Annotated in this window: 26 protein-coding genes and 1 pseudogene; 8 read left to right on the top strand and 19 right to left on the bottom strand. The window is 32.5% G+C overall.

Features of this window, described 5'->3' with window-relative positions:
* The first annotated feature begins 174 nt into the window (after positions 1-174).
* Positions 175-1,350, top strand: a complete 1,176-nt coding sequence (locus J536_RS16805; protein ID WP_032055778.1) for a benzoate/H(+) symporter BenE family transporter — start codon at positions 175-177, stop codon at positions 1,348-1,350.
* Positions 1,351-1,410: 60 nt separating this feature from the next.
* Here J536_RS16805 and J536_RS16810 read toward each other — a convergent pair whose 3' ends face one another.
* From J536_RS16810 to J536_RS16820, 3 genes are all read right to left on the bottom strand, one after another.
* A complete protein-coding gene (locus J536_RS16810; protein WP_005073782.1) occupies positions 1,411-1,854 on the bottom strand; it encodes an RDD family protein in 444 nt (147 codons plus the stop codon).
* A 270-nt stretch (positions 1,855-2,124) separates the two neighbouring features.
* Positions 2,125-2,295 (bottom strand): hypothetical protein, encoded by a 171-nt coding sequence (locus J536_RS25300; RefSeq protein WP_032055777.1) that lies wholly within the window; start codon positions 2,293-2,295, stop codon positions 2,125-2,127.
* Positions 2,296-2,470: 175 nt separating this feature from the next.
* The gene (locus tag J536_RS16820) at positions 2,471-2,698 is read right to left on the bottom strand and encodes a hypothetical protein (protein WP_032055776.1); all 228 of its coding nucleotides are present in this window, start codon (positions 2,696-2,698) and stop codon (positions 2,471-2,473) included.
* A gap of 290 nt (positions 2,699-2,988) precedes the next feature.
* On the opposite strand from J536_RS16820, the gene J536_RS16825 reads away from it, so the two are divergent.
* Together J536_RS16825 and J536_RS16830 are read left to right on the top strand one after the other, a co-directional pair.
* A complete protein-coding gene (locus J536_RS16825) occupies positions 2,989-3,432 on the top strand; it encodes a universal stress protein (RefSeq protein WP_002115225.1) in 444 nt (147 codons plus the stop codon).
* A 261-nt stretch (positions 3,433-3,693) separates the two neighbouring features.
* The gene (locus tag J536_RS16830; RefSeq protein ID WP_032055775.1) at positions 3,694-5,277 is read left to right on the top strand and encodes an ATP-binding cassette domain-containing protein; all 1,584 of its coding nucleotides are present in this window, start codon (positions 3,694-3,696) and stop codon (positions 5,275-5,277) included.
* 68 nt (positions 5,278-5,345) lie between these two features.
* Here the strand turns inward: J536_RS16830 and J536_RS16835 are convergent, their stop codons facing one another.
* Complete coding sequence (locus J536_RS16835) at positions 5,346-5,774, bottom strand: PPC domain-containing protein (RefSeq protein WP_032055773.1); 429 nt, start codon at positions 5,772-5,774, stop codon at positions 5,346-5,348.
* Between the two features lie 37 nt (positions 5,775-5,811).
* Positions 5,812-5,928: pseudogene (locus J536_RS25720) on the bottom strand (hypothetical protein).
* A 54-nt stretch (positions 5,929-5,982) separates the two neighbouring features.
* On the opposite strand from J536_RS25720, the gene J536_RS16840 reads away from it, so the two are divergent.
* Positions 5,983-6,489, top strand: coding sequence for a GNAT family N-acetyltransferase (locus tag J536_RS16840; protein WP_032055771.1), 507 nt, complete (start codon positions 5,983-5,985; stop codon positions 6,487-6,489).
* A 91-nt stretch (positions 6,490-6,580) separates the two neighbouring features.
* On the opposite strand, the gene J536_RS16845 is transcribed toward J536_RS16840, so the two are convergent.
* The 4 genes from J536_RS16845 to J536_RS16860 form a co-directional block, all read right to left on the bottom strand.
* The gene (locus J536_RS16845; protein ID WP_032055769.1) at positions 6,581-6,943 is read right to left on the bottom strand and encodes a NirD/YgiW/YdeI family stress tolerance protein; all 363 of its coding nucleotides are present in this window, start codon (positions 6,941-6,943) and stop codon (positions 6,581-6,583) included.
* 247 nt (positions 6,944-7,190) lie between these two features.
* Complete coding sequence (locus tag J536_RS16850) at positions 7,191-7,478, bottom strand: hypothetical protein (protein ID WP_002114606.1); 288 nt, start codon at positions 7,476-7,478, stop codon at positions 7,191-7,193.
* Between the two features lie 274 nt (positions 7,479-7,752).
* Complete coding sequence (locus J536_RS25305; RefSeq protein WP_002114618.1) at positions 7,753-7,884, bottom strand: hypothetical protein; 132 nt, start codon at positions 7,882-7,884, stop codon at positions 7,753-7,755.
* A gap of 189 nt (positions 7,885-8,073) precedes the next feature.
* On the bottom strand, positions 8,074-8,943 hold the full coding sequence (locus J536_RS16860) for a LysR family transcriptional regulator (protein ID WP_005073761.1): 870 nt from the start codon (positions 8,941-8,943) through the stop codon (positions 8,074-8,076).
* 222 nt (positions 8,944-9,165) lie between these two features.
* On the opposite strand from J536_RS16860, the gene J536_RS16865 reads away from it, so the two are divergent.
* Positions 9,166-10,020 (top strand): DMT family transporter, encoded by an 855-nt coding sequence (locus J536_RS16865; protein WP_032063422.1) that lies wholly within the window; start codon positions 9,166-9,168, stop codon positions 10,018-10,020.
* A 56-nt stretch (positions 10,021-10,076) separates the two neighbouring features.
* On the opposite strand, the gene J536_RS16870 is transcribed toward J536_RS16865, so the two are convergent.
* The 10 genes from J536_RS16870 to J536_RS16915 all read right to left on the bottom strand — a co-directional run bounded on the left by J536_RS16870 (position 10,077) and on the right by J536_RS16915 (position 16,320).
* Complete coding sequence (locus J536_RS16870) at positions 10,077-10,340, bottom strand: hypothetical protein (RefSeq protein WP_014207061.1); 264 nt, start codon at positions 10,338-10,340, stop codon at positions 10,077-10,079.
* A 162-nt stretch (positions 10,341-10,502) separates the two neighbouring features.
* Positions 10,503-11,609: a minor capsid protein gene (locus J536_RS16875; RefSeq protein ID WP_032063423.1), complete on the bottom strand. Its 1,107-nt coding sequence runs from the start codon at positions 11,607-11,609 to the stop codon at positions 10,503-10,505.
* Positions 11,610-11,792: 183 nt separating this feature from the next.
* Entirely contained in the window at positions 11,793-12,035 is a 243-nt protein-coding gene (locus J536_RS16880; protein WP_017398401.1) for a hypothetical protein, read from the bottom strand.
* Positions 12,036-12,594: 559 nt separating this feature from the next.
* Positions 12,595-13,167 carry a lysozyme gene (locus tag J536_RS16885; protein ID WP_017398402.1) on the bottom strand — a complete coding sequence of 191 codons (573 nt, stop codon included), beginning with the start codon at positions 13,165-13,167 and terminating at the stop codon, positions 12,595-12,597.
* Positions 13,168-13,183: 16 nt separating this feature from the next.
* Positions 13,184-13,693 carry a hotdog fold domain-containing protein gene (locus J536_RS16890; RefSeq protein WP_017398403.1) on the bottom strand — a complete coding sequence of 170 codons (510 nt, stop codon included), beginning with the start codon at positions 13,691-13,693 and terminating at the stop codon, positions 13,184-13,186.
* A gap of 183 nt (positions 13,694-13,876) precedes the next feature.
* Complete coding sequence (locus tag J536_RS16895; RefSeq protein ID WP_002114613.1) at positions 13,877-14,077, bottom strand: hypothetical protein; 201 nt, start codon at positions 14,075-14,077, stop codon at positions 13,877-13,879.
* A gap of 186 nt (positions 14,078-14,263) precedes the next feature.
* Entirely contained in the window at positions 14,264-14,722 is a 459-nt protein-coding gene (locus tag J536_RS16900; protein WP_017386731.1) for a hypothetical protein, read from the bottom strand.
* A gap of 307 nt (positions 14,723-15,029) precedes the next feature.
* Positions 15,030-15,299, bottom strand: a complete 270-nt coding sequence (locus tag J536_RS16905; protein WP_017386729.1) for a hypothetical protein — start codon at positions 15,297-15,299, stop codon at positions 15,030-15,032.
* Between the two features lie 265 nt (positions 15,300-15,564).
* Positions 15,565-15,939: a TonB C-terminal domain-containing protein gene (locus J536_RS16910; protein WP_032063424.1), complete on the bottom strand. Its 375-nt coding sequence runs from the start codon at positions 15,937-15,939 to the stop codon at positions 15,565-15,567.
* 150 nt (positions 15,940-16,089) lie between these two features.
* A complete protein-coding gene (locus tag J536_RS16915) occupies positions 16,090-16,320 on the bottom strand; it encodes a hypothetical protein (protein WP_032063425.1) in 231 nt (76 codons plus the stop codon).
* A 266-nt stretch (positions 16,321-16,586) separates the two neighbouring features.
* On the opposite strand from J536_RS16915, the gene J536_RS16920 reads away from it, so the two are divergent.
* The 3 genes from J536_RS16920 to J536_RS16930 all read left to right on the top strand — a co-directional run bounded on the left by J536_RS16920 (position 16,587) and on the right by J536_RS16930 (position 18,733).
* A complete protein-coding gene (locus J536_RS16920) occupies positions 16,587-17,309 on the top strand; it encodes a GMP synthase (protein WP_017398409.1) in 723 nt (240 codons plus the stop codon).
* Between the two features lie 113 nt (positions 17,310-17,422).
* Positions 17,423-17,938 (top strand): hypothetical protein, encoded by a 516-nt coding sequence (locus tag J536_RS16925; protein ID WP_031944603.1) that lies wholly within the window; start codon positions 17,423-17,425, stop codon positions 17,936-17,938.
* A gap of 399 nt (positions 17,939-18,337) precedes the next feature.
* Positions 18,338-18,733 (top strand): Fur family transcriptional regulator, encoded by a 396-nt coding sequence (locus J536_RS16930; RefSeq protein ID WP_005073733.1) that lies wholly within the window; start codon positions 18,338-18,340, stop codon positions 18,731-18,733.
* The last annotated feature ends 13 nt before the right edge of the window (positions 18,734-18,746 follow it).

Genomic DNA, 18,746 nt, shown 5'->3' on the forward strand with positions numbered 1-18,746 from the left:
TTGATTCATTGTTATTTATGAAATAAATAATAGCATTATTTAATAATTTAAAAACATTATTTATTTTTTAATCTAAAAATAGAAAGCACCTTCGTAAAAAAAATTGTTAAATTCACCCCAACTGGAAGCAATGGCAGAAGCCTATTAATTTTTCTTGGGTTTAGAATACGTATCATGCAAAAAATTCTTCAAGATTTTTCAATTCCGGCAGTTTTTGCTGGTTTTATTACCTTTCTTATTGGTATTAGTGTTTCGGCCGTTTTAGTGATTCAGGCGGCTCAAGCTTTAGATGCTTCACCTGAACAAATCACTTCATGGTTTTGGGCTTTGGGTTTGGGTATTGGTTTATCAGGACTCATTCTTTCTTGGAAATTTAAATATCCTGTAGCAACGGCGTGGTCAACCGCTGGTCTTGCTTTAATTATGGCAACAGGTAGTGGATATAGTTTGAATGAAGCGATTGGTGCTTTTTTAGTTGGTGGTTTACTAACAGCTATTTTAGGCTTTTCAGGTATTTTTCAAAAAGCGCTGTCATACATCCCTCAAAGTTTAACAAGTGCCATGCTGGCAGGCGTGCTACTCAAATTTGGTATTTCGCTTTTCGCAAGTTTACAAAATGATTGGGCATTTGTTTTGTCCTTACTTAGCATTTATGTCATTACAAAAAGATTATGGCCGCGTTATAGCATTGTATTTACCGTAATTGCAGGTATTGCCCTATGCCCTGTCTTTTTAGAATTTCATATGCCTACAGTTCAGTGGTCTTTAGCAAAACCTGTTTGGATTAGTCCTGACTTTAGCTGGTCAGCACTTTTGGGCTTAGCACTGCCACTGTTTGTGATTAGTATGGCTTCTCAATATTTACCGGGTATTGCCATGATCAAAAGTTATGGCTACAAACCACACGTGAATCAACTCATTGGCTGGACAGGTTTAACCCAAGTTGTGCTTGCTCCGTTTGGCTGTTATAGCGTCAATATTGCTGCGATTAGTGCTGCCGTAAGCTTAGACGACCAAGTTCATCCTGACCCAAGCAAACGCTATATTGCAGGTATAAGCTGCGGTTTTTTCTACATCTTAATGGGTTTGTTTGCTGCAACACTCACAAGTTTATTGATGTCTTTCCCTCATATTTTTATTGTAGCTTTAGCGGGTATTGCATTACTTGGTACGATCAGCCACAACATTGCGATTGCTTTTGCTCAAATTGAAGAGCGTGAAGCTGCATTATTTACCTTTTTATGTAGCGCTTCGGGTATTCAATTCTTCGGAATCGGCTCAGCATTTTGGGGATTGGTGGTCGGAATTATTGTATTTGTTGTTCTCAAATTTAAATCCAAAAAAAGCTAATAAAAAAAGCGTTCATAGCTCCCTATTTTCAATGCTATGAACGCTTTTTAGTATAGTTTCTTATAACTCTCTTACTACGACTGTTTTTGCCATTTTGTCGTGCCAGCCTTGTTTTTTAGCGTCAAATGCCACCCAAAAAAGACCAATACCAAATACTAAAATTGATGGAATATAGCCAATATATCGAATAATACTTTGCATGACTGTGAGCTTATTACCTGTTTTTTCATCTAAAACTTTTAAGCGCATCAAACGTTTGCCAGGTGTACCTGCAAAATACAACCAACATAAAACTGAATATAAAAAAGGAAATGCGTAGTTCACAATCAGGTCAAACCAATAGTTTTGTGGCTGACTACTTAAGCCTGTAGCAAATACTAAGTCGTAATCTCCCCGATAAAAAATCCATGCGGCTGGAATAATTGCTAAACAAAGAATAAGACTATCAATAATCATTGCGCCAAATCTTAACCAGAACCCTGCATACTCATACTTATAAGTCATGCCTACCTCACTTTGTTATTGTTTAATAGCTAAAATGGTCTTACTACTTTACTTTTATCCTAATTGAAACTTTTTTATTTTTAAATACTTAAATAAATTTTAAATTTCTTACTTTTATATTTTATTGTAATTATTTTGATCAAAAAACATCATTAACCACATATCTCTACAAAAACTTAATTTAATCTTTTAAAAACTGACATTTTTTTATGTCAGTTATATCGAAATACGTTTATATATAAATTAAATTACAAATAAATATTATATTTATTACCAAAATAAAATATCTATTTTAAATTCTTTTTTTAATAAAAGTGCTACAAATAATAGAGCCAATCCGATTGTAATTAAAAAAACACTTAAACTGATTAATCCATAAACAATTGTTATACCGCCTAATATAGCTAAAATATAAAAAATAATTACACTGATTGTTGGCATTTCAATTTATTCCACTACTTAAAATAAAAGCAATTTATTCTATCGAGTTTATAAACGATTGCTGTTTTCAAATGTTGATTACACTATTAATTTGTATCATCATACATTAATAATGTTATTAAACTTATTTAGTGTTAATTTAGTTTAATAGACAGTGATGAAGTTCACATAAGTTTTATCTAATTTCAAAATAATGTTTTTCAGTCACAAGTTTAATTTTTAAGTTTTTATATAAGCGTTCTTTTGAGTCTTCTAGTGAAGGAACAACTTTTTCTGCAAATTTATCTTCAGTCATCAGTCTTGCATAAGTTTTGTAGCCAATGATTAACTTTTGAGGTTCTTTACCTGTTTGACTAAACTCTTCAATGAGTTTATTGACTTTCTTTGCTGTTAAATCTGCCATCTTTCTTAGCCCCCCTTTAATTTACTATTTTGTTATACGGCTTCTTTGTGACAGAAATATGAACCGTAATTTTTTGTAATTTTCATGTAAATATTAACAATTATTGGTCTATAGCATACTTATCAGTTCAAAACCAGCAAAGCAATCAATTCAACTATTTGATTTATATTTATTTTATTTAATTTCAATTACTTTTAATTGAATAGATGTCTCCATAGAATGAAATATGTTAATCTTTAATTAATAAAAGCTTCATACATATAACAACTGTAAATAAGAGGAATAACATCATGAATTACCAACATATTATTGTACCAGTAGATGGTTCTGAGATTTCTTTAGCAGCAGCTCGACAAGCAGCTCACATTGCAAAAGCATTTGGTAGTAAATTGACCGCCATTAGTTTGGTTGCGGTAGATCCTTTTAGTGGCGTAGATTTTTATTACATCTCACCTGTTGTAAAAGATTATTTTGTTGAAGCACGTGCCAACGCAGAAAAAACTCTCGCAAAAGTTAAAGCTTTATGTGCTGAAGAAGGTATTGATGCAGAGACTCAAATCATCCAAGGTGAAATTTCTTCAGATGGTATTTTGAAAGCCGTAGAAGACTTAGGTTCTGATTTGATTGTGATTGGTTCGCATGGCCGTAAAGGTTTCCAAAAACTAATTTTGGGAAGTTTTGCTCAAGATGTTTTAAATAGCACCAAGATTCAAGTTTTAGTCGTAAAAGAGTAAAATTCTTGAAAGATAAAAACCCAATCCTATGATTGGGTTTTTTAATAAAATAACTTATAGAAATTTTACACCCACTAAAAAACCCTATAGAATAGTTCACTATTCCATCAATTTCGTGAGTCACGCCAATGAAGTAAGTCTTTTTTCTCATCAATTTTTTCTTTTTTTGATGTGCAAAATAGACTATTTTTGTGATTTACCGTCTCTATTAAAAATTATCATTCTCCTATTTTGTACATCCTGTATTTATGAGGTTTTTTTATGACTCAGCAGGCATGTGTAATATCGCAACTTACCTTAGAGTTCCCTTCAAAGGTAATGTTTAAGCATCTAAATTTTAGTCTTGAATCGAATCAGGTATCTGCCCTAATTGGTCGTAATGGCCAAGGCAAATCTTTGCTTATGCAATTTTTAAATGAGACGCTTGCATTAGATTCAGTTGTTACATCAGGGCAAATATCCTGGCATGTAAAACATGCGTATTTACCTCAATTGCATCGTTTGACAGCACTGACGATTGCTGAAGCCTTAGATATTTTAGATATTTACGATGCTTTTAAAAGAGTTGAACAAGGTAATGCCGACTTCGATGATTATGATTTATTGGAAGGTAAATGGGACCTGCCCACTTTATGGAACAACCTCTTAGAATCTGCTGGTCTACCAACAGATTTAGATTTCCCAGTTAAAAATTTAAGTGAAGGTCAAAAAACCAAATTGGCTCTAAGCTGTTTATTTTTAAAATCAGATCACTATCTATTACTTGATGAGCCTAGTAATCATCTAGATCAGGAATCTAGACAATGGTTAATCGATCATTTAAAAAAACACCCGGCAGGTAGTCTTATCATTAGCCATGATCGGACTTTATTAAATGAAGTCGATCATATTTATCATTTAAATGAACATGGTCTACATCACACCACCGGAAATTATGAAAAATTTTATGGGCAGTATCAAACCAATATTGCAGCTCTAGAGCAATCTATTCAACAGAGCCAACGTGAAGTTAAGCACATGAAGCAAAAGCAACATGATGTATTAATGAAAGCTCAAAAACGAGAGCGTGCTGGCAATAAATTAAGAGAATCAAATTCTCAAGCCAAGATTTTGCTCGACTTTAAAAAGGAACAAGCAGGCCAAAGCATTGCTGTTATACAGTCTCAACACCAACGTCAGATTTCGAACAGTCAAAATGATTTAAAAGATAAGAAATTGTTTCTCGAAACGGTTAAACCTCAACAGTTTTTCTTCCCGTCTTTTCATAAGAAATCTGGTGAAATTCTGCGGATTAAAAAATTGAAACTGAAACATGGTACTCAAAAACCCATCGATCTAGCTGTACAAGCAGCTCAAAAAATTCACATAGCAGGAGAAAATGGTATTGGAAAATCAACTTTACTTAAGGCAATTCATGCAGAGAACAATCAACCCTGTGACAGCATTCACTTATCTGTAGAGTGTTTCTATCTCGACCAGAACTTTAGCTTTTTGTGTGATGAAATGACTGTTATTGAAAATTTATCTCACATGAATAATGAACTTTCAGAACTCGAATGGAGAAATTTGCTAGGTCAACTTCGAATTCGTGGGGATAAAGGTACCCAACTATTGTCTCAGTTAAGTGGTGGTGAAAAATTAAAAGTAGCTTTATTGGCTCTTAGCCAGTTAAATCCTGCACCTGAACTTCTGTTATTAGATGAACCAGAAAATCATTTGGATATTGAATCTAGAGAGCTACTTGCTAATGCTATTCAGAGTTATGAAGGTGCGGTATTGCTCGTTTCACACGATCAACTGTTTGTTGAAAGCTCGGGCATTCATGAGTCATTTTCCTTAACGTAATAGTTAGTAATATACCAATTTTCAAATTTACTAGTTCTCATTTGAGAGCTAGTAAATTTCATCAGTTATTATTTTTTCACTTTATTTAATAACTCGAGGTCTAAAGTATATTTGACAGTTTTATTTTTACGAGCACTATTACGCATTTGATAAACTTGAATAATATAATCACCGTCAACTGGTAAAGTAAACTCTCCTTTAAAACCTATAGTTGAGCCAATCAATAATGCGTTATCTTTACCTGGCTTCTTACCAGGTGCAAAAATATTTATGTAGGCTAAATTCCCCAGACTATTGATATCAAATTTTAATATTTGGCCTTTTTTTGCATAAATTCTATACCTTACATCATCGTAGCCCTGAAATTTTCCAGTTAAAGTGGTATGTGGTGAACTTTGTAAAAAATTAACTTTTTGCTCATTATTTTTGGCATAGATAGTGAACGAAGTAGCTGAAATAAGCGTAGATAGTAATAATGTTTTAATGATTTTCCTCAATTTATTGACCCTCGAAATTATTTTTACAATGATTATATTAAAAATAATTTTTATAAAATTTTACTTTATGTATGAGTTTGATGAGTAGTAGTTGCTTTTTATAACCAGTAACAAATAAAGTATCTTAGAAATCTAAATTATCTTTCTTTTCAATAATTATTTAAAAGTTAAAGTATATGAATAATCTATAAGTCTGGAAGAATTTTTAATGAATATTATTATTCGTGATGAGCAAGCCGAAGATATTGAAGCCATTGAAGAATTGACAAAAGCAGCTTTTCAAAATGCTGAGCACACAAGTCATACCGAGCATTTTATTGTTAATAGTCTAAGAGATCACGGACAACTTACTATTTCTCTAGTTGCAATTGAAGATGAGTCTATTATTGGACATATTGCTATTTCTCCGGTTGAGATTAGCTCAGGCGAAATAGGTTGGTATGGTTTAGGTCCTATCTCAGTTCATCCAAATAAACAAGGATGCGGTGTTGGCTCTCTTCTCATCAATAAATCACTAGAAAAATTAAAACAACTTGCCGCTCAAGGATGTGTTTTATTAGGTGATCCAAATTATTACAGCCGATTTGGTTTTAAAAATTATCCTGAGCTAATTTTTCCTGATGTACCGAGTGAATATTTTCAGGCTCTAACTTTCTCGGGCAATATTCCAAAAGCTAATGTCAAATACCATGAGGCTTTTAATGCAACGCAATAATAAAAAATTACTATCTTCAAAAGAAAACTCCTAAAAATAGGAGTTTTCTTTTTCATTGGTTTTGAACAATATTTACTTAAAACATTAGCTTTTATTTAACACGCTCAATTTGGAAAACTTCAATATCGGTAGGCTTAACTCTATGCTTATCTACCTCACCAACGACACGTACTTTATCCCCTGCTTTTAGTTCAAGAGGTTTCCATAAGTCATCATCGATATCAATTATGATTGAACCCGTAGCATCTTTTAACTCAAAATGATCCCCAGCAATATGCTTTACGATCGTACCAGTTAAAGTTACTCCAGATTCATCAGCCAAAGTTTTTACTTTAGCCACCGTGACTACATTTTTTGTTGCTTCTTTTAATAAAGCAGCATCTGGTTTAGCCATCACAGCACTACTTCCTAATAAAGCAAATCCAGCCAACGCTGTTAAAAGTATTTTTTTCATGACGATTACCTACTTTTTAATATTCTTAGTTATATAAACAAATTCTTTTAAAGTTATAGATTTAGCTTTTGTGGCTTTTTGTATCTTATTAGGATCTTTTTTTAATGAGAATAAATAGTAATATTAAAAAATTTCTTTAAGTTCTCTTTTCCAACAACTATTTTATGGTCTTTATTTTTTCGTGAATTTACTTAAGAAAGCTTTTTCTTAAGTAAATTAAACTCAGCATTTAAATATCACTTCATTGTTAGGCAACAAGTTGTCCTAAACTCAATAAAATATTTATGGCTTCTGTCTCGTCCTCAGTTTGCATAACAATCATTCTGTCATAAGAAATTCCACCAACCTCAATATAAATTTTTGGATGTGGAAGCTGAGGGATATAGACTTTTAGTGGTTGATAAAGAGCAAGAAGATAACCAAATGAATCATAAGGATAATGATCATCTTTTAATGTCTTCTTTATAACAACATAGTTGTTCAATATATTTAAGATAAAACCGTATTCATTTTCAGAATGAAATTTAGCGTCCATACCTACCTCCTTGATTAGTTAATATTTTTATAATCAAATTTAAAGGTTAAATTTCTGATCTGAGGATATTTGAACTAATTTACTTTAAATATAGAGTTCTATTTAAAATAATTAGTGTCGAATTTAAATATATTTAAAACCGAGTGTATTAGTCAACATATTTTGAACAGTGCCATTAAAAATAAATCTTTTGAGTTACAAATCACACTTTAAGACAAAAATAAAAAGATATAAAAAAGCCCATCTTACGATGGGCTTTGGGCATTCAACTAGATTATGAATCTTTATCCATTGAATGAGGAGTTGTGGTTTTATCTTGCTGTTTTGTGTCGTTTTCACCTTGGCAAGCACTCACACTCAAAGAAATAAAGGCGGCTAAACCCAAGGTCGCTATAATTTTTGTCATGTTTCACCTCATGAGTTATTCAGATTGATGAGTTAATAAATACTTTTTATTAGTTTTACGATCAGCATAGGTTTCTAGGCTTTTTTGTAGATTTAGCGCAAAAATGTAAAGCTATTTAGTTTTGACTTTAAGTGCTCATTTAAATTTAACTCAACAATTTCAAAGCCCAGTACCTAAAATAAACTTAAATTAAATATTAACTGAATGCCTGAGCGTTTTGAGGAGTAAGTCATATAAGTGATCCACAGCTTTAGACTCCAAAGATGCCCGACTCCGATAAACAGCGACCTCCATAGGTTCTAAAGGTCCTAAGCCATGATCAGCACTTAAAATAGTTAAATGCTCAGGCGCACTACACTGTGTGAACACAGCAATTGCTAAACCACTTTCCACTGCTGCAATTTGACCAGCTAAACTTGAACTGTTGTATACTACCCGATAACGGCGTCCCTGTAAGGCCAAAGAATTAATAGCACTCTTTTTGGCTTGACTAGTACTTTCATAAACTGCAATTGGGAGTGGATCTTCTCGCCAGAGTTCAAACTGTGGAGAGCCTACCCACACCATTGGTTCATGAAATAAAAGTGTTCCTTGACGAGCGTTATCTCTCGAAATTAATGCCAAGTCTATATCCCCAGTTTCTACCCGTGGTATTAACGAAGTAGACTGCTCACAAATTAATTCAATTTCAACACCTCCATAACGTGGAGCAAAACGCTTAAGTACAGGCGTTAAATATTTTGCAGCATAATCATCGGGCACCCCAAGGCGTATACGCCCCTTCAGCTCATCTCCGTGAAAAGCCATTTGGGCTTCTGCATGTAAGTCAAGAATACGGCGCGCATAACCTAAAAGTAGCTGTCCTTGAGACGTTAATTCAATTTGTCGGTGCGTTCGTATTAAAAGTTGGCAATGTAGGGCTTCTTCAAGTTTTTTTAGTTGCATGCTAACAGCTGACTGTGACCGATATAACTCAGGTGCTGCGTTTGATAAAGAGCCTGTATCTACTACGGTGACAAAACACTTTAGCCAATCAATCTGTAAATTTTTTAAAGTCATTAGAATTTATCTATTCGATTTTCAAATAGTATATAAAAGAATTATGCGCTTTTCTTTATTTATTGTCTCTTTCATACTGAGCTTATAAGAAGTTAAAACAATTTATTTTTAACGTCGCTAACGGTGAATTGATTAACAACTGAATAACTCGTTAATCACTGTCCTTACTAACAATTTTATCACTTCGTATTTCTTAGGTATTACGCACTAGGAGGAGGTTTTATGCGCCTAAATAAACAGATGCTTGCGTCACAAAGTGCGACATCCACTTTCGTTTTACTTTGGGGAAGTGCTGCGATTTTTACTCGATGGGGACTCGACAGTGCCTCACCTATAGCATTATTAATTCTGCGCTTTGCCACAGCTTTGTTTGTTCTATTGTTAATTGCTATTTTTAGAAGAAGACTTTTACCTAAGCATGGAACTCGAAAGCAAGTTTTATTAACTGGACTCCTCATTATTGCAGGTTATTCAATTTGTTATTTTAAAGCCATGGCTCACGGAGTCACCCCTGGTTTAATGGCCACAATCATGGGCATACAGCCAATCTTGACGCTTTGTCTTTTAGAAAAGAGTTTACAAAAAGAGAGATTATTAGGTCTATTGATTGCTTTAGCCGGACTCATACTTTTAGTGTGGAAAAGCTTAACTATGTCTTTTATCGCTCCAATCGGAATATTCTTTGCCTTAGCAGCACTGATCTGTATAACTTTTGGTGCTATCTTGCAAAAAAACATTCAACAAGCCCCAACAGATGTCTTACCGCTCCAATATGTAGTTAGCCTTCTAGTTTGTTTATTTATAGTTCCATTTGAACATTTTGAAATAACGTGGAATTCACAACTCATTATTTCGGTTTTATTCCTTGGAATTTTAATTTCTGTAGTTGCTCAACTTTTACTTTATCGACTTCTAAATCAGGGCAATCTTGTAAATGTGACAAGCCTATTCTATTTAGTCCCTGTTGTTACTGCACTTTTAGATTTTTTAATTTTAAAAAATAAGTTGCCGCTTGCAGGCTTAATAGGAATGATTGCGATTTTAATAGGCTTAACACTTGTATTTAAAAAGAAATAACTCATTTAAAGTACATTATAAAACCCTCGACTGAGGGCTTTATGCTGAGTTAAAGACTAGTCTAAGTTTTTCCAATCTTTACCAATTTGAGCTAATGCTGGCAGTTCATCGCTATTAAAAACATTGAAATTACGATCAATAGCAAATCGATAGATGGGCACAGAATCAGCTTCAGTTTTTTTATAGAAGCTGAAATTTTCAGTAATATGGTAATTGCCGGCTTCTGTGGATTTTACAGCTGCTCCTGATGGAATATGAATATAACTTTCACATTCCACTTCAATATTATTTCCAGCAAGATCTTGGTAGGAAAATTTCATGTTTTGATCCTTTCTAAATTTTTATGATTGAGAAAAACTTAACATGCTATCTGGCTAGATTATTGAAACTTTTTTCAACTAATTGTTTAAGTGTGTGTATTTAGTTAAAACTAAAAATATTATTCAAGATAAAAATCTTATCTCTAATATTTCTACTCTATCTCACAATCCCAATGCTTTAAAAGCTCGTTCATCAAGTTCTTTAAGCTCCTCAAGTGTATACAACCGTCCTTCTGGATCAAAAAACTTCTCAAAGTCGAATTGTCCTTCTTTATATAGTTGATATCTTTTAGGCCCTAACCACTCTTTTTGAAAGAAATCATCTGTTAGTTTAAAAAACTCTTTAAATGACATATTTGCATCTAATTGGCCAATTAACTGTTCACGTTCATTTTTAGGAATATCCCTAAATTTTCTTTTATCCATAATAAAGGCTCGGCTACCAACTAGCTGACCATCTTCATGAGTTGGAACTAGAATACTGCGGCAATGAGGATGCAAAGGCGGAACTTTTTTTGTAGGATCATTGATATTCCACACACTACTATCGAGGGCTGCACATACTTTTGAGGTTCTACCATCAAGCACACTTACAAATCTGACATATTCAAACTTTAACTGTTTATAGCTGTGTAAATAGGCCTGATTGGATATATGGCTTCGAATCGTACGCACAGTTCGTTCAATATCAATCTTAGAGCTATTTAGTAGTCCATCTTCATATTTAAGGCGTTTAGTCCCTCGAATCCTTTGAATAATTTGTTGATTCGTTGCTCCAGTATTGAGGCCATCCCGAATTGCATACTCCACTCTTTGACGGGCCACCTCTGCAATTGTAGAAAATAACTCATCTACCAATGCTCCACCTGCTAAAGGAACACGTTTAGCAGCTTTATAGAGCTGTTCACCTTTTAATTCTTTATGTTTGCCACCAAAAATTTTTGACATATATCTGACTTCATAGACAGCCAATGCCACAGCAGAGACAGTAAACGTATCAATGAGTGCATCATTCGTTACATTAAACCATTGAGAAATTAGTGCACGTATCTCTTTTAATGGAGCTGTTGAGTAAAGTCCGCCTGCTAGCGCTGTTTTTTCCTTTTCATTTAGTCCATCTAACAAATTACTTAACTTGGTAAGCATGTTAACTGTTTCGGAATTAAATAAATTAAGAAGTTCATTGACCGATCTTGAAGATGCTCGATATAGATAAGCTTGATGTTGAGTCAGAACATCAAAAAGTGATTTCTGATGAAGATTAACCATAAAAATTACCTCTACAGAATTGCCCTTTTTGTTATTTTCTATTTGTTTGTCTTACCTTATATAATTTGCTTATTATTAATATCTCTAGAATAAGTTATGACTAACAAGTGTACCTACGTAAAGTTATTTAGCTAACAGCTTATCCTTGTAATTTATATCTTTATAAACTTGTCTCGTGTCTAACTACACAATCTCTTTAATGCTGAGTAAAACAGCATTACTCGGAATATTTTTAAGTATTTTCTTTTGTTGTTTTCGCCATTCTTTATGAAATTTTTTAACAGATTGTTCGGAAAAACTATCTCTATGCTTCTGACAATCAGTATCTTCTAAATTTGGTGATTGTATACATGGCCACTTGTTTAATTGAGGTGTTAAAACCGCATTACTCATCAATGATAATTCTTCTAATCTAATTAAATTCATATTTACTTCCTTGCTTATATCTGGCTCCTGATGTCTTCGTTCAAAACTTTATTGAACCTTTAAAAGATAGCTATTGTTTTATTTCCCAAGCCAATCAGAGCCTACACAAATACCACATCCATAAAAATGCAAAGTGCAATTTTTGTGTATTGATTTACCAATGATGTAACTTGCTATATGCCCAAATAAATTAATTTTAAATAGAATGAAAAGCTATTTATAAGGTTTTCTTCTCAGTTGCTCCAATTTCAGATATACTGACCTTAGTATGAGATGAGCCTTATATAGTTCATTGGTAGATCAATGAATGACTAAGCCCTTCGCTTTCGAGCAAGGGCTTTTTTAATGTGTGTAATTTGGAAAAATTACTTTTATCTGACTCAGCAATTCAAGCCTTGGTTTGCCTTTACTGAACAGGTCTGTTAGATTGGTCTTGTTCATCAACTCCTATTGTCGATGAATACTGAAGCCTGATTCGTAGCATCAGGCTTTTTTCATGCTTAAATTTTATAAAGATCGGAATAGCTTTTCTGATAAAACCCTATAAAAATTAAAAAGACTATGATCCTAAAAACAATTTTTTTTCAATAGCGCGGCGTCTAACCAATCCAGCCAAACGCTTACCACCTGCGTTTACCCATACATCAAATTGGTTTGCGGCCCCTTTGTAATCTCCTGAATTTAATTTTTTTAATAAGGTCGATTTTTTAAAGGCTCCTACGCCGATGTTATAACTCAGAGAGACTAATGCGTCGAATTGATTTTGCGTTAAAGGAACTTTTACAGCGCCATTGACTGCACGCTCAAATATTTTCAAATCATGCTGCATATATACTTTGGCCTGCTCAAGAGTACATGTGTCACCTTTTTGAACGCTCAAACCATTTGGGTATCTGGTTGTGCCATAACCAATGCTCCAGACACCTATGCCATCATCATAAGCACTGAGTCTTAATCCTTCAAAATTACAAATATGGTTTACCCCTACCTGACTCAGAGACATCTCATCTACCGCAAAACCCATTTCCTGATCGCCATTGTCTGTTGCTGTAGCAATCGAGCTATTTGTAGCGGCACGTGACCGAGACTGAGTAGTAAAAAGCTTGCAAAGATAATCCAATATTTTTTGCATCTAATCCTCTGTCATCTTACTTTTTCTCTGTAACCCAAAGTGTAATATACCCTTGAACTACAGGCTGTCCATCTGCTCTATAGGCATTTACTTTTATTTGCATATCGCCAACTTTCCATTCTTCATCAATTGTTGCGACGACTTTAATATCAGAATCGGCTTTGGCGACATAATTTACATTCATGCCTTTAGGTAACCATCTTAAATGTTGAGGAATAGATGCTTCGGTTAGTACACCCATAACAAATTCTAATCCATTACATATGGCAATAACGTGAACTGTTCCTATGTGATTTTCGACTGATTTATTCTTTTTGATGAAAGCTTCACACACGTCAGCATCTAGTTTTTGAATAATTGGATTTACTGTTTGAAAATATGGAGCAACACGGCTAACAACTTTTGACAACAACGTTAATCCACCTGGTATTGCTTTCAATGTTCTAAAAGCGAGCAAAACGTCATTAATTGGTGGTACAGCGTTATGTTTGATTTGGTTGGCAAATTTATAAATATAATTACTCATAGTTTTACTTCTGGCTGAAAATAAGAATTTAATAAATATATAGCCTCATATCTCTAGACTCATTGCTTAACTTTCGTGTTTTTTAAGTCATTAATGATAATTTTTGAATAACATCTAGGGTTTGTTGTTGTTCAACCAAATAAGCTAAAAATTAAAATGCCCAATATAAAATTGGGCTATAGATTATTCTTCGACTTCTATGGGATCGCCATCTTCAGGTCGAATATGTCGCTCACCATCATCTGCCGGATCGACACTAGAGCCATCTTTGGTAATGCTGTTATACAACTCATCCTCTTTTTTATCATCAATAAATTCTTCATCTGCAAAATCAAGAGGCTCTTCATCATCATCAAAATTTAAGGGTTTTTCTTCATCTATCATGAGATTTATCCTTTACTTCACTTGTCTCATACCATGCTCAAATAATTAACAGATACATTCAACATGAAACAATCATCATTTATGTAACAGACACTTTAAGATACATATAACAAAGAAAACCGCCCTCGAAGGCGGTTACTAAGCTCTAAATTGATAGAGATAATTGGCTTATAACTTTTATATATTTTAAGAAGGTAGTTTATTATTTTTAATATAATCATCTGATTTAAAATAATTAACAATCATTTCTGCATTTTCTTCTTTTACTGGTAAAGTAGTTACTGGAATATTTTCATTTCCCATACTAAAGCCTTGAGGGACCAATTGAGAAATAGGAGGAAGTTTGGCTTTACCTCCCTCAGTGATTCTTTCAATAAATCCTGCAAGCCATAAAATAAACTCACCTTCATTATCAAACTTAGGCATAAGACTAAAATCAACTTTTACCGAGCATTGCTCGATGGGCTTGGTTAAGCAGTCTTCAAAATTAATAAAATTATACTTTAATTTGAATTCAGTACCTTTTATCGCATTACGAATAAGCCCAACCAAACAATTTAAATTTTCTATTACATCATCAGAAAACAAGTTGTCATTTTTAATTTTTTTATAAACCTTATCTGCTATTGCTAGATATTTTGGCATCTTAACCTCCTATCTTCTCATGCGTATATTTATATACTTCTTTAAACTATTATTTTTTTATGTAAGATAGGGTAAAACTCATCAACTAAATGTAAGAAATACAAGGTTTTTGAAAGCTAATAGTAAATTACTTATCAAAAACATTTAAAAATGCGAAACATGCAACATAAAATACCAAAATAAAAGAAGATTTTGAAAATTTTTCTTTCAATTTATTTTTATAGATGAGCAATACTTCCAATACTAACTTACCATCCATTTTAGATGAAATATACTTATACAAGATATTAATTTACTAAGATATTTTTTAATTTTTATTGTTTTCAAGGTGATTCAAAATACTACTAATTTTTAAAAACAAGTAACCGAAAAGTAGTCCATTAAATATAATAAAAAGACCAACAGTGACCATTTCTTTAGACCACACTTGAATAATGTCTAAATTATCATTTCGAGTTTCAACTTGCCCATATGACAAAATAAAAGCCAAGCCTAAGACAATTCCAAACAAAATCACAACCCATGCTACAACTGATGTTGTCTTACTTTCTTTAAAAGATTTCTTCACTTCACTCATAATTTTTCTTGATAAACTTCTAGATTTACATATTCTTGTATATTAATTCGCCATGTATTTAAAGTTTTATTTCTTTAACTTTTTGATAAAAATGTTATTAATTTTTATATTTTGTTTATCAAAAAATATTAACTAATATATTTAATATTTCTGCAGCCTCAAAATTTTAAAGTAAATAATACCACAGATATTTATAACAACGGGGCGAATTTAATACAAACGTATAACCCTTAAATTCGCACCTCATTTTTAGTAAGATCTTCTTTTATTTTACCTGAAATTTAATATTGAATTTTCTTGCTTGTTTTCTTACTTCCGGATTAGATGGTAAAACAAATGGACTTGAACGCCAGATAGCTTTTTCAATACTTGTTTTAAATTTTTGCTCTTCTTTATCTAAAAAGATAATTTGCTCAATTTCGCCAGTATCCGTTAAAAAGACTTTAACGCTTGCACTCATACCTGTAGAAGACTTGGGAATATCCCATGTTTTATAAATTTTCTTTTGATATTGTTTTTTATATTTTTCAGCCTCTGAAATAATTTTATTATCAGCCACTGGCGCAGGAGTGACTTGTTTGTGATCTGTGGCACACCCAACTAACAAAAATAAAGAAGCAACAATAGTGAAGTTTTTCATTTAAAATACCTTGTTTTCAATAACTAAAATTTAACAGTTTAAAATTTAAAAAACCACCCAAAAGGTTGTATTAATCATTGATTATTATGAGTTAGCAAAGGTGGCTTAACACCTTTGCTCCGTCCTTTTTAGTTAATATATTATTTTTCTTTAAAAAGGAACTTCATAACGAAAATTTAGATTCGAATTTTCTGATATATTTATATTATAGACATCTCGATCAGTAAAAATCCCGTGTTCAGGTGTTTTAAAACTATTAAAAGCTTTATTCTCTGGAACTATTGGAGATTTATTCAAATAATTTTCTTGAGAATTATATGGAGATGAAGCACAACCAATTAGCCCAAAACCCAATAAAGATATAACTAAAAATGTCTTCATAAATTTTGTCCACTTTGATAAAAGCTAAACAATTTAACAAATTGAACTGCTATTGTCACACCAGAATAATTTAGTTTAACTTAACAATAAATATATCGAATGTATTTTAAAAAGAAATAACTAATTCCAACTTCGATAAAAACAAATAAAGCTGGCCCATATAAGTTTTCAAAACTGGATGTATTAAAGGCCCTATTCTACTTTTAATATTTCCTTGATTTTTAACCAATGATCGACCTATTAATGTTTAGATTTTAAGGATTGTTATGCGGTTACATTTTATTGTTCATGAAGATTTTGAAGCGCCTGGCGCATATGAAATTTGGGGCAAAATGAATAACTTCAAAATTACCTATTCAAGAGTGTATTTAAATGAAGTTTTGCCAAGTTCTGTTGAAGATATCGACTTTCTTATTATAATGGGTGGCCCACAAAGTCCTGATACAACATTAGATATGTGCCCTCACTTTAATTCATTAGCCGAACAAGCAATGATTAAAAAAGCAATTGAAGCAAATAAAGTGGTTATTGGAGTATGCTTAGGATCTCAATTGATCGGTGAAGCTTTAGGTGCCAAATTTGAACATAGTCCAGAGCGAGAAATTGGTAAGTTTCCAATTATGCTTACAGAATACGGAATAATACATTCTAAGCTTTCTCACTTAGGAAAAATGACCGAAGTTGGCCATTGGCATAACGACATGCCAGGTTTAACTCCCAACGCGAAAATTATTGCTTTTAGCGCAGGCTGTCCAAGACAGATTATTGAATATTCCAAATTAGTTTATGGCCTACAATGTCATATGGAATTAACTTCAGAAGTAGTTGAATTACTGATTCAACATTCAGAAGTCGAGTTAAATGATGCTCACAATTATAAATTTGTGAATACTCGTGAAGAATTACGGAAGCATGACTATCAAGAAATGAATCAAAACCTCTTTATTTTTCTGGATAAATTGAAAGAAGAATATTCAAAACGATCTTAAAAAAATGAGTGTAAAAAGCCTTTTTAAATTGGCTTTTACGCTCCGCTACAGATGTTATTATTTACCAGTTGATCAAGCACTCTTGAAGTCAAACCTTCAAAAATTAAATTTTAATGTTACAATACAGTAATTTACTCAATTTCAATTGGACTCCCAAAGAAATGAATAGATTTTTATTAACTTTTTTATCTTTAAATATTGGGCTTTTTTCTTCTTCCATCTTTGCTGAAACAAACACATTTCAAACGAAACAAGAATATAACCGCCCTAGATTTAACCAGCATAAAAGTATGCTTGAAGTAAATACTAACACTCAGAACCATCAGCTGACTGAACAACAAAATTCATTTAATTCCCCTCATTCTCAAAACGTAGATTTTTTTGAAATTGCAAAACAATATCAAGAAAATGAAGCAAAGCCTTCTTCGTTTACTGATGAAACAGTGAATATGAGCGATCATGAGCGTAGTCTTTACTACATTAGACATCATGATAATGTGAGTATTCAAAGAGAAATTCGTGGCCAACAGTTTAAATCGCTAAAACAACAGCGAGATAAAGGCGTTATTTCTAATGATGTATATAAAGAAAAGGTCTACAAAATCTTAAATCAACCTAACTTTAAATAAATTTGAAGCCCTCTTCGGAGGGCTTATTAAATGTTACTTTTAGGAATGCCACTTCCTTCATCTTTACAGCTCTCAATTCATAGGTATTGCAGCCTCTCACCTATAGCAAAAGTAAATCAATCATGTGAAAAGCTAACAGAGATCATTGAGCAAAATAGAACTCAGTCATGAGAGTCTAAAAATTTAATGGTATGGTAAATATGAGCTTCTAAAAAAGAATCGACTGCTAACTTTTGTTATTTCTATTAGTATTTTTACTTTTTATCATAATACTTTTTATACCGAATGGTTTACAATTAAGCCTAATATCATTGGTTTTCAAATAGATTTTTTTACCTGCTACTAAAAAAGCCTTAGTAATCAATTTAAATGTAAAGAAGCCATTAGCAGAGGAACTAAATGGATTATCATCAAGCGTTAATGGAAACGGGTTTATCAGCTACACCTTCGCGAGTTGCTATTTTTCGTTTTTTACATGAGAACGATAAGGGAATAACTGCAGAAGAAATATACCTACTATCTCAAAAGAAAAATTTAAAAATTAGTCTAGCCACGACATATCGTACTTTAGCGGAACTCGAACATAGAAAATTAATTAAAAGAGTTGTTTTGGGTAAAAGTAATAGAGGGATTTATAGACCAGCCTCTAATAAAATTAGTTTAAATCTTATTAATACCAAAACTGGAAAATCTCATCCTTTTGAATATGATGAAAAAGTAGAAGAACTACTAGAATGCCTGTTGAAAAAAATTGATGAAAAAGCGTTAAATATTGAAGTAAATATTTATAAGTAACCTATAAATAATC

Origin of the sequence: Acinetobacter sp. 809848 (genome assembly GCF_000581275.1) — a bacterium.
In the GTDB taxonomy this organism is placed as follows: domain Bacteria; phylum Pseudomonadota; class Gammaproteobacteria; order Pseudomonadales; family Moraxellaceae; genus Acinetobacter; species Acinetobacter pittii.